General features: G+C 64.1%; 14 protein-coding genes and 1 pseudogene. 7 read left to right on the top strand and 8 right to left on the bottom strand.

Annotated features, from left to right (window positions below; all coding sequences use genetic code 11):
- Positions 1 to 20: 20 nt before the first annotated feature.
- A complete protein-coding gene (locus tag BLU79_RS43530; protein ID WP_143052580.1) occupies positions 21 to 920 on the bottom strand; it encodes a hypothetical protein in 900 nt (299 codons plus the stop codon).
- A gap of 511 nt (positions 921 to 1,431) precedes the next feature.
- Here BLU79_RS43530 and BLU79_RS43525 point away from each other — a divergent pair.
- From BLU79_RS43525 to BLU79_RS43515, 3 genes are all read left to right on the top strand, one after another.
- The gene (locus tag BLU79_RS43525) at positions 1,432 to 1,701 is read left to right on the top strand and encodes a hypothetical protein (RefSeq protein ID WP_093911589.1); all 270 of its coding nucleotides are present in this window, start codon (positions 1,432 to 1,434) and stop codon (positions 1,699 to 1,701) included.
- Positions 1,698 to 2,738, top strand: a complete 1,041-nt coding sequence (locus BLU79_RS43520; protein ID WP_093911588.1) for a WXG100 family type VII secretion target — start codon at positions 1,698 to 1,700, stop codon at positions 2,736 to 2,738. The genes BLU79_RS43525 and BLU79_RS43520 overlap by 4 nt, the downstream gene beginning before the upstream one ends.
- 167 nt (positions 2,739 to 2,905) lie before the next feature.
- The gene (locus tag BLU79_RS43515) at positions 2,906 to 3,370 is read left to right on the top strand and encodes a hypothetical protein (RefSeq protein ID WP_143052579.1); all 465 of its coding nucleotides are present in this window, start codon (positions 2,906 to 2,908) and stop codon (positions 3,368 to 3,370) included.
- A 32-nt stretch (positions 3,371 to 3,402) separates the two neighbouring features.
- On the opposite strand, the gene BLU79_RS43510 is transcribed toward BLU79_RS43515, so the two are convergent.
- The 4 genes from BLU79_RS43510 to BLU79_RS43500 all read right to left on the bottom strand — a co-directional run bounded on the left by BLU79_RS43510 (position 3,403) and on the right by BLU79_RS43500 (position 7,328).
- Positions 3,403 to 4,245: a hypothetical protein gene (locus BLU79_RS43510; protein WP_256333704.1), complete on the bottom strand. Its 843-nt coding sequence runs from the start codon at positions 4,243 to 4,245 to the stop codon at positions 3,403 to 3,405.
- A gap of 302 nt (positions 4,246 to 4,547) precedes the next feature.
- A complete protein-coding gene (locus BLU79_RS43505; protein WP_256333703.1) occupies positions 4,548 to 6,095 on the bottom strand; it encodes a DUF6571 family protein in 1,548 nt (515 codons plus the stop codon).
- Between the two features lie 52 nt (positions 6,096 to 6,147).
- On the bottom strand, positions 6,148 to 6,804 hold the full coding sequence (locus BLU79_RS49570) for a PPE domain-containing protein (protein ID WP_256333702.1): 657 nt from the start codon (positions 6,802 to 6,804) through the stop codon (positions 6,148 to 6,150).
- Positions 6,805 to 6,893: 89 nt separating this feature from the next.
- Positions 6,894 to 7,328 carry a hypothetical protein gene (locus BLU79_RS43500; protein WP_093911585.1) on the bottom strand — a complete coding sequence of 145 codons (435 nt, stop codon included), beginning with the start codon at positions 7,326 to 7,328 and terminating at the stop codon, positions 6,894 to 6,896.
- 409 nt (positions 7,329 to 7,737) lie between these two features.
- Here BLU79_RS43500 and BLU79_RS43495 point away from each other — a divergent pair, with 409 nt between their 5' ends.
- The 3 genes from BLU79_RS43495 to BLU79_RS43485 are packed head-to-tail and all read left to right on the top strand — an operon-like array spanning position 7,738 to position 10,307.
- Positions 7,738 to 8,139 carry a WXG100 family type VII secretion target gene (locus BLU79_RS43495; protein ID WP_107489336.1) on the top strand — a complete coding sequence of 134 codons (402 nt, stop codon included), beginning with the start codon at positions 7,738 to 7,740 and terminating at the stop codon, positions 8,137 to 8,139.
- Complete coding sequence (locus BLU79_RS43490) at positions 8,136 to 9,569, top strand: putative T7SS-secreted protein (RefSeq protein WP_093911584.1); 1,434 nt, start codon at positions 8,136 to 8,138, stop codon at positions 9,567 to 9,569. Before BLU79_RS43495 ends, BLU79_RS43490 begins: the two co-directional genes overlap by 4 nt.
- Before the next feature lie 33 nt (positions 9,570 to 9,602).
- A complete protein-coding gene (locus BLU79_RS43485; protein WP_177001419.1) occupies positions 9,603 to 10,307 on the top strand; it encodes a hypothetical protein in 705 nt (234 codons plus the stop codon).
- A 141-nt stretch (positions 10,308 to 10,448) separates the two neighbouring features.
- On the opposite strand, the gene BLU79_RS47960 is transcribed toward BLU79_RS43485, so the two are convergent.
- The 3 genes and pseudogenes from BLU79_RS47960 to BLU79_RS43470 all read right to left on the bottom strand — a co-directional run bounded on the left by BLU79_RS47960 (position 10,449) and on the right by BLU79_RS43470 (position 12,461).
- Complete coding sequence (locus BLU79_RS47960) at positions 10,449 to 10,994, bottom strand: hypothetical protein (RefSeq protein ID WP_143052578.1); 546 nt, start codon at positions 10,992 to 10,994, stop codon at positions 10,449 to 10,451.
- Positions 10,995 to 11,512: 518 nt separating this feature from the next.
- Positions 11,513 to 11,716, bottom strand: a complete 204-nt coding sequence (locus tag BLU79_RS43475; protein WP_093911582.1) for a DUF397 domain-containing protein — start codon at positions 11,714 to 11,716, stop codon at positions 11,513 to 11,515.
- Positions 11,713 to 12,461, bottom strand: a pseudogene (locus tag BLU79_RS43470) (helix-turn-helix domain-containing protein). Before BLU79_RS43470 ends, BLU79_RS43475 begins: the two are co-directional and overlap by 4 nt.
- A 204-nt stretch (positions 12,462 to 12,665) precedes the next feature.
- Between BLU79_RS43470 and BLU79_RS43465 the strand changes: the two are divergent.
- A complete protein-coding gene (locus BLU79_RS43465) occupies positions 12,666 to 13,058 on the top strand; it encodes an ATP-binding protein (protein ID WP_256333701.1) in 393 nt (130 codons plus the stop codon).
- Positions 13,059 to 13,199 lie beyond the last annotated feature (141 nt).

The following is a 13,199-nucleotide window of genomic DNA, read 5'->3' as shown; positions in this document are numbered from 1 at the left end:
CTGTCCGGCCCCTGTTCAGATCACCCCCGCCCAAGCAGCAGCAAGCCCGGCAAATCGAGAGTCTTGTTGTTGTCCCCGGGCCGACGGCGTCCCTCGCTGCTGTTCTTCCAGGTCATGGAGACGGTCGGGGTCTTGCCGTCCCGGATGGTGACCTTGGAACCCACGTAGGGTTCGCCGTCCTTGGTCTTCCCGCGCAGCTTGATAGCAGTGCTCTGGGCGGCCTTCTCGGAGGAGTTGACGGTGCAGATGGTCTCCGTGGAGGTGCCGTCGGCGGCGAGCCTTGCACCAATCGCGAGCAGGATGATGCCCTTCCTCTCGACCTTGCCGTAGAACGAGGCATAGTAGACATCGCCAAGACAGTCGGCGACGGCCGCATATACGCGATCGCCGGCGAGGGATTTCTCCGGCTCGCCGAGCCCCAGACCGGTTCCGTCTTTGTCATGAATGCCGACACGGATCGAGTTGGAGACCTGGAAAGTGGAATCGTCGCCCGGCTTCATAAAACGGGTGCCGCCGTCCACGTCGCTCGCGCCGTAGCCCTTCTCCTCAAAAGCCTTGGTGAGTGCGTCGGTGTCGAATTCTCCCGTCATGCGGGCGTTGTAGTTACCGACGACGATGGAGGTCTCTACATCCTTTTCGTCGAAGCCCCACTCCTTGAGGGGGTCTGCGGCGTGACCGGACAGCTCCGGGATGCCGTAACCCCACAGACCGCTGAACTGCTTCTTGTCCTTGGCAGCCAGGTCGCGCGTGGTGGAGACATCGACGTACAAGATGGCCTCGTCGGCAGCCGAAACGGGCGCAGCGGCGAGCGCCTCCTCAAGGCCCGTCCCCTTCGCGCCCCCGTCACCGCTGTCTCCGTCGCCGCTTGAGAAACAACCGACCGCCCCAACAGCCAGCGCACCACAGGTGATCAGAGCCACGAGAGAGTGACGTGACGATATTCGCATGCGGCGCAGGTTACCCAGAGATGCGGTCCGAACAGCTGGGATTCGGTGGAGGCTTGGGCCTGTCCCGGAGTTGAGCGGAGTCTGAGCCGTTGCCGACGAACCGACGTCATCTCGGGCACCTCGGAGGAAGTGACGCTGTTCTTCCTGCCGCGCCGCGAGGTGCGGAGGCAAGGACGTCGGAACCTTCTCTCAAGGCGGCTCGCCCAGTCCATGCCTTCCGAACCCTCCCTCCGGACCGACGATCGGCGACCACGACAGGTCGTACGCGTCACACACCCGCCGCCTCAGCGCCCTGACCAACCGCTGACCGCGTACGACCCTCACCTTCGTCGGCAGATCGGAGGACGACAAAACTCCCGTTCGCTTATGGGAATTTACCCCTTGTAGTGTGGTGATTGGATCACGGCTGCCAAAGACACACGGGGCAAACATAGGACATGGAACCGAAGTTGAGAGCGATGCACTGCGGCGGTACGCCAGAGCCATGGACCGTGCCGAAGGCCAAGTAGAAGCCATTCGCAACCGCATCAGACCCCTGGATCTACCGGCCGGTGCGTTCGGCAAGCTCTCGGAGTCCGAGAGCCTCAAGGCCGACTATGACACCCAGTCCACGGAGGCGGAGGCCGATCTCAAGGACGTCATGGAGTCGCTGACGGCGGTAGCCGAGGGCGCACGCCTCGCGGCAACCGCGTACGACACCACCGAGGAAGATCACGTCCAGATGCTCAAGGGACTCGGGGGCGGTGCCGGATGAGCATCCTTGACCAGATCGGCTTCTCCGTCGACTGGAGCAATCCACTCGCCGACACTGTCGACAAGGTCATCCGGCAAGCCATCAAGGAGTCCGGGCTCGAAGAGAAGCTGGAGGCGGTCAGCGGCGACAACGAGCGACTGCTCGAGGTGGCCCGCTACTGGCGCGCCGCTGCCAGCGACATGCGGGGAGTCGTCGACGACCTTGTCGCAGAGCGCCGGGCCCATCAGCAGACGTGGGTGGGAGACGCGTCCACAGCCTTCGGCGGGACCATGGCCGAGTTCGAGAAGTCCTTGCTCGGCGAGGCCGACGACATGGACACGGTGGCCGAACTCCTGGAGTCGGCGGCCGAGGCGTGCACCATGGCCGAGAACGCGATGGTCGAACTCATCGTTGAAGTCGTTGAGGCGCTTCTGGCTGCGGCGGCGACGGCGGCAATCGTCGCGGTGCTGACCGCGGGCGTGGGTGCGGCGATCGGTCCGCTCATCGCGGCGGCCGGCATCGCCCACCGCGCGATGAAGGCCGTACGAATCACAGCCAAGCTGGCGGATAGCCTGGCCGATCTCGCCAAGCGCATGCAGGCGCTGCGGAAGCTCGCCAAGGCGCGCACCAAGCTGCGGGCGGTGTGGCGGGACAAGGGCACGATGCTGCGCCCGGGCAAGCGCAAGCTGCTCAGCAAGGCCATCAACAAGGGCGTGGTGAAGCCTCTTGTGGGTGCCCAGTTGGTGGGGGCAGCCGTGGATGCAGCACCGACGGCCGCAAGCCTCGCAGAGCACTACGGGATGGATGCACAGCCCATCAAGGATGCCGCTGGGAATGTGACCGATACGGTGAACCAGCTGGGAGACAAGGCCGAAGGTGTGGTGCGCGACGTCACGGGCCATGAGGTGAACCGCCCGCCGGTCGGCAACCCGTTGGAGTCCCCCCAGTCCAAAGAACAGACGGAGTACGCCAACCGCCCCCAGCCGCAGCGGTTTGGCGAGCGGCTCGCGGACTCAGCACCGTACGCCGGAAAGTCCGTTCGGGAGGTCTTCGGATGAAGTGGAGCGCAGCGCTGCGTCCGTTGCGGTTGAAGGAGGCGGAGGAGAGGGCGGCACAGGTTCTGCCGGCCGGGGAGCGACTCGTCGCCGGCCAGCCGGCTTGGCCTGGGCAACGTGTTCCCAAGCCACGCAGGGGGCGCCGCCCCCGTGTGCTGCGCGGTTTGCGGATGCCCGGTGACCGTTGGGAGGGGGTGAAGGCCCGGCTCCTGTTCCTCCTCGTGGTGACGGATCTACTGGGCGCCCTTTTTGAGGCCCTGTTCGACTGGGAGCGCAAGAAGGGCAAGCCCCTCAAGGGCGGTTGGAACTGCCTTGCCGGGCAGTTCGCCGTAGCGCTGCATCCCATTTCGAGGACGACGGGTGTGGTGCAGGTGCTCCAGCTGACCGACCGGAAGCTGCGTGTCACGTACGTCCAGCGGGGCCGACGGCGTGATGAACTCGGTCATGCCGAGCCCGGGTGGGCCGTGGACATCCGGCAGGTCGCGTGGCTTCGCGACCGTCGCGACGTAGCCAACAAGAATTATGAGATCGGATTCGTGGACGGCTCCTGGGCGCGTGTGTACTTCTCGCCGGTGAACCGGGACTTCCTCGACCGCCTTCCGGCTCACCTCCGGCACGACGCTCCCGCGCCGTGAGCGGTGGTCACGGCCAAGGGTGCCAGAGGTCGTCAGGGCAGTGCGGCCGGGCTGTCGCACCCGTGGCGGGCAGCTGACTGCTCGGCGAAGTGCGCCAGGTCCTCCCACTCCTCCTTGGTGAGCGGGGCCGAGGTGAACTTGCGATCGTTCCCCTCGACCGGCGACGCGTAGTAGTAGCCGACGCCCAGGGCGCCCTGGCATGTGGCCGAGGTCCAGGCCGTGGACCTCTCGACTCCCGAGGGGGTGTCGTGGCCGCCGTACTTGCCGTTGACGACGGCGTCGGACGCATCGTTGAAAGGGCCGTATGCAGCTGTGAGTTGCAGGCTGCCGACGAGTAGACACTCCTCCACCGGCGACACTCCCGCGGCGGTTTCCCGCACCGCCGACACCGAGGTCATCCCCTTGCAGGTGCCTGTGGCACCGCCGGCCGACACGGTCTTCGCGGTGGCAGCGGGAGCGGTCAGTTCGCCCGCGTTCCCCGGTTCCGTCACGCAGCCGGTCTTCTCCGCCGCGCGCTGCGCTGTTCCGGTGGCCACACGGGCGAGCTTGAGACGGACAGCGTCAGTGACCTTGCTGTCGTAGGGCGAATCGGCAGTCACGAGTACTCCACTGCCGTCTTTCGATGTCCAGTGCTTGCAACTGAGAAGCACGGAGGCAGTGGCCTGGTCGTCTTCGGTGACCATCAAGCCCTGCCAACCTGCGTTCAAAGGCACGGGAAAGGACTCCTGATCGCCCTGGAAGGTATAGGCACCGTACGCGTTCAGGGCACCCGCGGAGGTCTCGATGGAGATCTCGACGCCGTCGACGACGCACCGCGTTGCCAGCCCGTCCGGTTCCGTCACATCGCCGGATACATCGAACTGCCAACTGGACACGTCGAATCCCAGGCCGAGCAGGGAGAGTTTCGACTTCCCCGCCAGGTCCAGTACCGGGTCGACGGGAAGCATCCCACTGCACGCTCGTCCGGTCTTGGCAGCCGGGTACTGCAGCTGAAATCCGTAGTACCCGGCCCCCAGCACGGCGAGGGCAACCGTGGAGCCGATCAGCCGACGTCTTCCTTTTCCTCGGAACAGAGCCCGAGAGTCCCACTTCATCTGCCGCAATCCCTGTCTGCGTGACGATTGACCGAACCTGCATGCACCGCGTGTGCCCTCGGACCGCCCAAGGGCTTCCCGGGTCAGCCCTGCCCCGTGCCCCTCTTGTCCTGGCCGTAGCCTTCCAGGTTGCTCTCGGCCGAATGGAACCCCTGCTCGACCTCGTTGGCCAGGATGTTGTTGTAGTCGGCGACGTCGCCCTTGCCCTGGGCCTCCGCTGAGTTCTGGTAGGCGCCCTGGAGAACGGCCGAGGTGGAGTGCTTCGCGTTCTCCCAGTCCGCACCGCTGGAGTACACCGTGTCGCCCAGGGTGTCCCGTTGGGATCCCTGGACCATCTGGTTGATGAGATCTCCGGTGACCGTGGTGGCGAGGCCGGCGACTCCGGCACCGACGGCCGGCGTGGCGATGAAGGAGGAGCCGACGCCGATGCCGGTGCCCACGATGCCCGCCGCGTAGCTGCCCGCACGGCCCAGGGCGTCGTTGTACTCCTTGTCGGCCTCCACGCCGTTGCCGATGTCCGACTCCCGCCTGCCGATCGCGATGCTTCCCTGGACTTCCCCAGATGACCTCGCGATCTCCCTCATGGCGGTCTCCGTGGACCCGTCGAAGGCCTCCGGATGCTGGAGGTGGTAGTCGATGAGGTTGGACGTGTAGGCGCTTTCGCCGAGGTTGATCGCCGCATAGCCGTCCGGGTCCTTCCCGACGGTCATGAGGAAACGGGAGGTGTCCCGCTCGTCCAGTTGTGCCCGGCTGCCCGAGATCGGATAGAACTGGTCCTTGTTGCCGGGCTGGCCGTTCGTCCCGGACTGGTCGTTCGTCAACGACTGGTGGATGTCCGGCATGTATTCACCGGCCATCCGCCCCAGGCTGTCCTGCATTCCGTCGTGGGCCAGTTCGTCGTCCTTGGAGACGGACTGGACGACCTTCTCCATGAGCGCAGCCTGCTTCTCGTTGTGCGCCGGGGTGTCCGCAGAGGGACTGCTGTCGTACGAGTGGCCGGTGACGGCGGATTCCAGCGCGTGACCGAGGTTGTTGTAGCCGCTGGGGTTCTTCTCGTCCCCCGTCCAGCCCGCACCCTCGGGCCAGTGCCGGTCCTTCATCAAGTAGTCGTAGTGGTCGACCTTTTCGCCGTTCACCGTGGTCTCGGAAGTGAAGAACTCGGTGGAGGCCTCCGGGTTGTGGCCCAGGGCGTCCATGTACCCCGCCATGGGATCGAGCGCCCCGATGTTGGTCGAGCCCAGCGTACGCGGGTAGCCCCAGTAGGAATCCGGGTTCTGCCCGGCGTTGGCGCCGTTCTTCTCCGCGGTGATGAGGGCGTCACCGTAGTCGTGAAGGAAGTCCTTGTCCCACTTACCCTCGCTCATCAGGCTGCTGGTGAGCTGGTAGCCACTGAGGCCGTACGGCGACTCGGTGGGGTTGGCGTTGAAGTCGCGCTGCCCGGCCTTGAGCAGGTCGTTCTGGAACTTGGTGATCTCCGGGTCGGGTCCGCCCTTGCGGCGGTCGTCCGACGTGGTCGCCGTTCCCATGGTGGTGCCCAAGTTCGCCTTGAGCTCCTTGAGTTCGGCCAGTTGCGCCTTGGAGAGGGTGGTGCCGGCCGGCGGGCTCATGAGCTCGTTGTACTTGCTCAGCATGTTCTCACCACCGGTCTTGACCGCGAAGTCACGGGAGAACTCCGGATCGTCCTTAATTGGCGGAGAGGAGCAGGTTGAGCTTGGTGATCTCGGCGTCGGTGAGACGTCCCTTCTTGTTCATCAGGGCAGAAGCCTGGTCTGCTTCGACGGCGTCGAGGCTGGTGTAGACGCTGGTGTTGAAGGACTGGCTGTCGCCGTTGGCGTCACGTTGCAGGGCCGCGTGGGTGGCTTCGTCGGCGGCGGTGGCTACTTCCAGAATGTGCGTCAGCCGGGACACGAGCGAGTCCAGCTTCTGCTTGCGTTCCTCGGCGAGGCCCGGCGTCCCGGAGGCGGTCGGGCTGTCCTGCCTCGGGTCGATGTCCTCAACCCGGCCGTCGTCGTAGACCTTGTAGTTGTCGGTACGGGCCTCGTCGAGCAGAGTGTGCAGTTGCTTCTGGGAGGCGGCGAACTCGCTGTGCGCGTCCAGGAGCAGCTTGGCTATACGCTCCGCCTCGGTGGCGGCGTTCTCGTACTCCGTGCGGGCCTTGCCCATGGTGGCGAAGGCGGCCTCGGCCGCGTCGCCCTCCCAGTGGCCCTTGAGGTGGTTGATGACGCGCTGCTCGAACTCGCGTTGCAGCGACTCGTACTTGGCCGGCAGCGCCTTCCAGGAGGCGGCGGCATTGGCCAGCGGGCCGAGGTCGGCCTTGTCGAGGTAGGGGACGGACACCATGTGCGACAGCTCCTCGCGTTCGGGTGAGGGGTTCCGGTCCGGCTCGATGGGCTGGCCCGGGCAGCGCTACGGCGGCCCGGGCGGCCGACTCACCCGAAGGGCGTGCTGATCGAGTTCTGCCGGGCCCGCTCCTCCTGCTCGGTGCGGGTGTAGTGCCCCTTGGTGGCGTGGAGCTTGTCGCTGATGTCCTGAAGCAGGCGCTTCAGATTGAGAACCTGCGACCCCCAACGGACGTCCATGGTCACCAGGGAACCGGCGGTGGCCCAGGAACCCGCCTCGGCCATACCCCCGGCGCTGTACTTGTTCAGGTTCCTGGAGGCGTTCAGGCAGTCGTCGTCGGCCGTGTTGTCGACGTTCTCGGTGTCACCGCGCAGCTCGACCAGCGCGTTGGCAGCCTCGTCCAGACGCTGCGTGTCAACGTTGGTGGTCCTGCCGGCACACCCTCCGCCGCCTTCCGCGGGTAGCGAGTTCAGCCGCAAGTGGGCGGTGCCGCTGTGCTGTGGCGCATCGAAGGGAGTGCTCATCCCTTGTCCCATCCCCGTTGTCAATATGGCAGGCAGGCCCGGTCTACTCACACCGCTACTGGTCCATTCACTGCATCCATACGCGTGAGCTACCCCCGCCCGACTGAGTTTGGCGCTCAGCAATGCGGCAAGGACATGCCAATCAGGAGCCGGAAGATACCGGATCTTCCTGTGCCTGGCCCGCCGTTCGCGGGCTGTGTCACTGGCCCGTTCGCCCGGCCGGCACAAAGGCCCGCGTTCCGGCGCGCCGCTTTGCGAGGGCCACCTACGGCAACCGAGCATCGCCCCGTCGGCTTCAGCGGTGCGCTCTGCCCCGCCCGTCAAGCACGCGGCATCGGTAGATACGATCACGCTACTGAACTGACCCGCACCGTTTGCATTCGAACTTTGAGCACACACGGGGGACTTCATGGGCGACCACTTCAAGGTCGAGGTCAACGATCTCGACCGGCTCATCAAAGAGCTGCACAGCAGCCAGGACAACATGCGCAAGGCCCTTAACGCCCTGAAGGACGTGGGCCCGAAGAGCACCGGCAGTGAGGCGCTCGACAACGCCTGCGACGAGTTCCACGACTCCTGGGACAATGCGATCAAGAAGATCGCGGACGGCACCGAGGCCATCGAAGAGAGACTCAAGCAGACGAAGAACAACTACGAGCAGACCGAGCAAGCGATACGCGACGCCTTCGAGAAGGCGGAGAAGACGAGCCAGCCTTCGTCCGGTCCGTCCCCGACGCCAGGATCACCGCCTGCTCCCTCGAGTCCGGCTACCCCCTCGCCGTCCGCTCGTCCCGCGGCAGGTGCACGATGAGCGGCGCGCAGGACTTCCCCGCGATCGGCTTCAATCCGGCACCCGGCAAGGTCGAGAGCGTCAACGACCTCGTTACGAAGCTCAACAGCGCGCTGAGTGGCCTGGACAGCGCTCACGAGATTCTGCGCTCCCTCCGCGGCGAGGGTGGCGGACGAGCCTGGGAAGGCGAAGCCGCGAAAGCCTTCACGGGCAAGGTCGGTGACCTGCCCAAGTACGTCGGTGACAGTCGGGACGCCATCCGCTCAGCGTCAACGCAGCTCAAGTCGTGGCACGGCATGCTCACCCACTACCAGTCCAAGGCACGGCAGTACGAGTCCGACGCTACCGAAGCCAAGCAGCGTGAAAAGACTCTTCGCAGGGACTACGACAGCGCCACCAACGCCTACAACCAGGCCGCGGAGGATCCCGCGTTCCGCCTCTCCGGAATGTCTTTCTCCGACCCAACCGCGCTCAGGGACGCCCAGGCAAAGATCGACGCGGCAAATGCCCGGTTGAAGCAGGCCGGAGAGACCCTCGATTCCGCGAAGGGCAAACTCGAAGGCGCTATCGACGAGTTCGAGGCGATCGTCAAGCACGCGAAGGAACTCCTCGAGGAACACCAGTCGGATGCCCGGAAGATCGCCGGCCAGATCAAGAAGGCGACGGACGGTGCACCAGATCCGGGCTTCTGGGAAGGCCTCGCCGACGCCTTCACCCGCCTTGGGCACAAGATCCAGAACTGGTGCACCAAGCATGCCGACCTGCTGAAAAAGATCGGCGACTGGATGAGCATGGCTGCGACTGCCATGGGTGTGCTTTCGCTCCTGACCCTGTGGTGTCCTCCTCTCTCAGGCGCCTTTGCTCTCGCCGGTGGAGCTCTCTCCCTGGGAGCACTGGCTACACACGGTGCCGCGAAGATCGGCGGCGCTAATATCAGCACGATGGATCTTGTGGGTGACGCGGTCGGGGTCGTTCCGCTAGGAAAGCTGGCGACAACTGCCACGGCAGGCGTGAAGGTTGCCATGAAGACGGCCAAGAACGGCGTCCAAATGATCGACCGTGCCAGAAAAATCGAAGCTTTGAGTGAGGCCGGATACAATACCGCCAGGCTCCAGGGAAGGTCTTTGTTTGGCCTCGGACGGCAGTATGCGGAAGGAAGCACTAAATTCACCACGTCCGGCATGGGCAACCGCCTGAAGATGGCCTGGGACAATCACGTACTCGACACTATGGGTGCTTCCGTCAAAGAGCGAGCTCTCAGCAAGGTTGTCGAGTGGGGACCGGAGAGCCTGCAGAATTCCTTGAAGAGCGCAATTCGTGCTGACGGCACCCTCGATCCGATGTCTTGGTGGTCCCGCGGTACGCAAATCGCCGGTCAGGCGCCCGGTATCGGCCTCGGACTATACAACGCCTTCACAGGCTCCAATACCCCCGCAGCTGGCAGTCTCTGACGGAGTGCTGCCACAAAGAGGATTGAGGCGTTGATGACCACATCGCTCCCCGCGACTCATGAAGTTCTCATTGAGTTTGAATCGCCTGAGGACTTCCATGAGATTCCGCTGATGCTGCCGCCTGACGCATTCGAAGCGGCACTCCAAGAGCTGGCGCTGAGGATCTGGCCAGGGGGAACTGAGTTTCAGCGAGAAGTAGCTGCAGTTGCCTACGGCGCCATGGCAGAGGCCTTGGAGGAGGACGGCACAGTGCACGCAGCGGTTGGTCTGTTCGAAACTGAAGCCGGGGAGGTGAGCATCGCGAATCTGCTGGTCCGGATGGACGACATGCAATTGGACGAGCCCGACATAGTCGCTGCGTCGTTGCAGGAGATGCTCTCCCTCGAAGAGCACCGCGATGTTCACCGAGTCGATCTGAGCTGCGGTCCTGCCATCGTCTCCTTTCATGCCACGGAGCTCGGTGGCGGTCAGGTTCAGCAGCCCATAACTTTCGCCCATGTCGAACTGTACGTGCCATCGCCATTCGGTGAGAACCTTCTGGTTATCACCATGAGCACTCCCAGCCTGGCCGAACTGCCTGTCTACGTGGGCTTGATGTCTCGCCTCGGAGACACAGTACGGTTCAGCAGGGAAACCTCCCAGATCCCAACCCCGACTCAAGAGCAGAACGACGGGGTCACACATGGGCAGGGTCAGCGTATGACCATAGAGGAAGAAACCCGATCCGTCTTTGGCTGAACGATCCACCAAGCCGCTCGATTCGCTTCGGTCACGGGCATAGCACCCACTCGCGATCGAAGCGATCAGCTCAGCGGCGTGACATTTATCTATGTGTTCCGTGTCCCACGGTCGAGGATTCTCTGGTCTGCAGCACGCACCCTATGCAGTAAGAGAATCAGCAGCGGGAGTGCCGGGATCATCGGCTAGATACACCCACAAGCCTTGTGTTGGATCACCTGCGGCGCAAGGCTTCGCTTTCAGACCATACCGTGCGAGAGAGGACTGAACTACAGGGTAGTTCGCGCCTCGGAATTCACGGAAGTTGACTGTTAGGGCCTTCACTTGGCTGTGCACACCGGCAGTCTCCCGTGACACATGCATCTGCGGGTACCTAATCACGGTACCCAAGGTAAACTTCTTGCCCCTCATCTGATCAGCCAGACGACCAAAGAGAGAGTTCACATGCCCTTCCCAACGACTGGGGTTGCGGCTCAGGGAAATGGCCAGTCTCGCGGGCGACATGAAACGAGCCAAGGGCTCCCTCAACTCAGCGCCGTCCACACCATCTCCAAAGAGCATGACAAGGTTCCACACAAGCCTGATGGTGAGTTCAACAGGGATCAGCAACCACTGAAAGGTGAACCACGCCAGCGTGGCAAGCCTGGACGGCGGCTGTGGAGTTCCGTCAAAGGTGGGTGACTTCATCGATTAATTCCCGTCTTTTCCACTCGGCACGGCATTACACACAGGAACTACTGTGCCATGCGCCATCTGGCTCCGGGCCAGTGGGACCCTGGCCTGACGATTCAGGCGCTTGCTGTCCCCTGCCCATTCTGGCTGCATCCGCTATTGACCCGCTCGCTCGACTGTGGGGCACTCCACTTGTTGTCCGAACCGATCGGCCCATCGGTGTCGGCCTTCGGCGGGTTCGTGCGGCTGTCCGACCTCGACAGTGCAGCCTAACGGCGAAACCCGCGCCGGACCGGGGCAGGCGTCAGCCTGCCCGGCTGGACAGGACGTTCTCCAGGCTCGCGTGGGTCCTCGGTTCACGGTGCAGGCCAAACGGAGCTGGGTGTATACGGTGATGATCAATCAATGCCGGCCCACAGCTGTACGAGGCCTTTCCCCAGAGACGGTCACTATTTTCTCTGTCTGCCGAGTGCGGCATCCATGCTTTATAGCCACCCTCATCCACCTACGCGGGTGACAACCCCGCGCGGAAGTCACTTCAAGTGATTGAGGAAGGCACTCCATGCGTGAGGACTCAAAACCAGCACGGGCCCGTCAGAGTCCTTGCTGTCACGCACGGGGACTATGCGAGGCAGGTCGTCGGCCACCTCGACGCACTCATTGTTGCCACCGCTGTACGTGCTGCTGCGCCACCTCGCGCCTGACAGATCCAGCGTGCTGTGGCGTGCGTTCTTCATGGTCCGTACTCCTTGGCCCTGCGATGGATGACGGCACGGGACTCCACTGGAGAGAGTGCGGACGTGCGTGCGGCGTCGAACAGGTCCCGGTATCGGGCGACCTCCGCCTCTCGCTCAAGCCAGGTCGAACCGGTTGGGTTGTCGGCCAACACCACGTCCAGAGCTCCCTCTTCGGGAAAGCCCAGCACCACATACGGGCCGAACATACTCGCATGGGCGCCACGGGAGAACGGCAGCACCTGGACGGTCACATGGGGCGCTCGGAAACGTCCCAGAGCTGTTGGAGCTGCGCCTTCATCACCTCCGGCCCGCCAACCTGCTGAAGGAGTACGGCTTCCGACAGGACTGCCCAGAGACGCAAAGGTGCGTCGCCGGCCAGCCGCTGCTGCCGAGCCAGGCGCACCTCCACGAACTGCTCGATCTCATCTCCCGTCTCCCTCTGGCGCGATGCGACGTTCCACCATCCTTGCCTGCGACGCCGGTTGGCCTTGCGAGCCAGTACTGTCAGCCGCTCACGACGCTCGGTGTCGGACACCCTGTACGCCTGCAGCATGGCCGTCAGGTCGGGAAGCCTCACCGCCACGCGACCCTTCTCGATGCGGCTGATCTTGCCCTTGGTGCAGTCGAGAGCCTCCGCCGCCTGGACGGTCGTAAGCTCCGCCCCTTCTCGCAACCTGCGTAGCTCGTCGCCAAGTTGGCGTCCAGGAACGGTCGATGGGCTTGAGGTGGCGTTGTTAGCAAGCATGCCAACACCTTTAGCAGAACAGCGGGGGCCACGACATAGCCCTAATTCGAAAGAGGGAATGTTGCTGCCATCTCAACTGGAAACGTTGCAGATTGAGTTGATGCGCGTCCATTCCTGCTGACCATGGACGCCGGTGTCCCGCTGCCCAACTGGCCTTCTCTGTAGGGGATTCCGGGCAAGCATCTTCTCCCCAGGGGGACTGTCATGGCCGTACTGAACCAAATCGCGTTTCGACTATCCCGCCATCGCCGCAGCGTTTCCAGGGCGCGTGCCCTGGTCACCTCTTTGCTCGGCGCCTGGGGCATCAATCAGGACGTCATCGACCCGGCAGAGTTGGTGCTGTCGGAACTGGTCACCAACGCACTGCAGGCTCGGGCCCCAGGTGACCGCCAAGTGGGTATCTGCATCACCCACTCCGAGGAGGACGGGCTGTTGCGGCTGGAGGTGAGCGACGCTGGGGAGGGGCAACCAGAAGTACGGAGCCCCAGCGAGGACGACGTCGGCGGACGCGGACTGCTGCGTGGACGCGCTGACCCTACCGCTGGGGTGTCCAGGCACGCGAGGCCGGCATCGGGAAGACGGTGTGGGCCGAGTTGAAGGCCCCGGACATCGTGGCCGTCCCGATTGAGAGGGAGACGGCGGCGGTCACGCTCTGCCCCGGGGCTCAGGTCAAGTTGCGCGGGGTGTGGCGGACAGTCTGCAGTGTTCGGGGTGAGCGGTCTGTCACGGGCGGGACGA

This window comes from Streptomyces sp. cf386, assembly GCF_900103585.1.
Taxonomy (GTDB): domain Bacteria; phylum Actinomycetota; class Actinomycetes; order Streptomycetales; family Streptomycetaceae; genus Streptomyces.
The sequence above is the reverse complement of the archived record's forward strand: the minus strand, read 5'-3'. Positions and strand labels throughout refer to the sequence as shown.

Bases quoted from the DNA above. Each gene is read 5' to 3' on its own strand.
- BLU79_RS43525 (WP_093911589.1), top strand. From the start codon at position 1,432: ATGGACCGTGCCGAAGGCCAAGTAGAAGCCATTCGCAACCGCATCAGA.
- BLU79_RS43520 (WP_093911588.1), top strand. From the start codon at position 1,698: ATGAGCATCCTTGACCAGATCGGCTTCTCCGTCGACTGGAGCAATCCA.
- BLU79_RS43515 (WP_143052579.1), top strand. From the start codon at position 2,906: ATGCCCGGTGACCGTTGGGAGGGGGTGAAGGCCCGGCTCCTGTTCCTC.
- BLU79_RS43505 (WP_256333703.1), bottom strand. From the start codon at position 6,095: ATGCTGAGCAAGTACAACGAGCTCATGAGCCCGCCGGCCGGCACCACC.
- BLU79_RS49570 (WP_256333702.1), bottom strand. From the start codon at position 6,804: ATGGTGTCCGTCCCCTACCTCGACAAGGCCGACCTCGGCCCGCTGGCC.
- BLU79_RS43500 (WP_093911585.1), bottom strand. From the start codon at position 7,328: ATGAGCACTCCCTTCGATGCGCCACAGCACAGCGGCACCGCCCACTTG.
- BLU79_RS43495 (WP_107489336.1), top strand. From the start codon at position 7,738: ATGGGCGACCACTTCAAGGTCGAGGTCAACGATCTCGACCGGCTCATC.
- BLU79_RS43490 (WP_093911584.1), top strand. From the start codon at position 8,136: ATGAGCGGCGCGCAGGACTTCCCCGCGATCGGCTTCAATCCGGCACCC.
- BLU79_RS43485 (WP_177001419.1), top strand. From the start codon at position 9,603: ATGACCACATCGCTCCCCGCGACTCATGAAGTTCTCATTGAGTTTGAA.
- BLU79_RS47960 (WP_143052578.1), bottom strand. From the start codon at position 10,994: ATGAAGTCACCCACCTTTGACGGAACTCCACAGCCGCCGTCCAGGCTT.
- BLU79_RS43475 (WP_093911582.1), bottom strand. From the start codon at position 11,716: ATGAAGAACGCACGCCACAGCACGCTGGATCTGTCAGGCGCGAGGTGG.
- BLU79_RS43465 (WP_256333701.1), top strand. From the start codon at position 12,666: ATGGCCGTACTGAACCAAATCGCGTTTCGACTATCCCGCCATCGCCGC.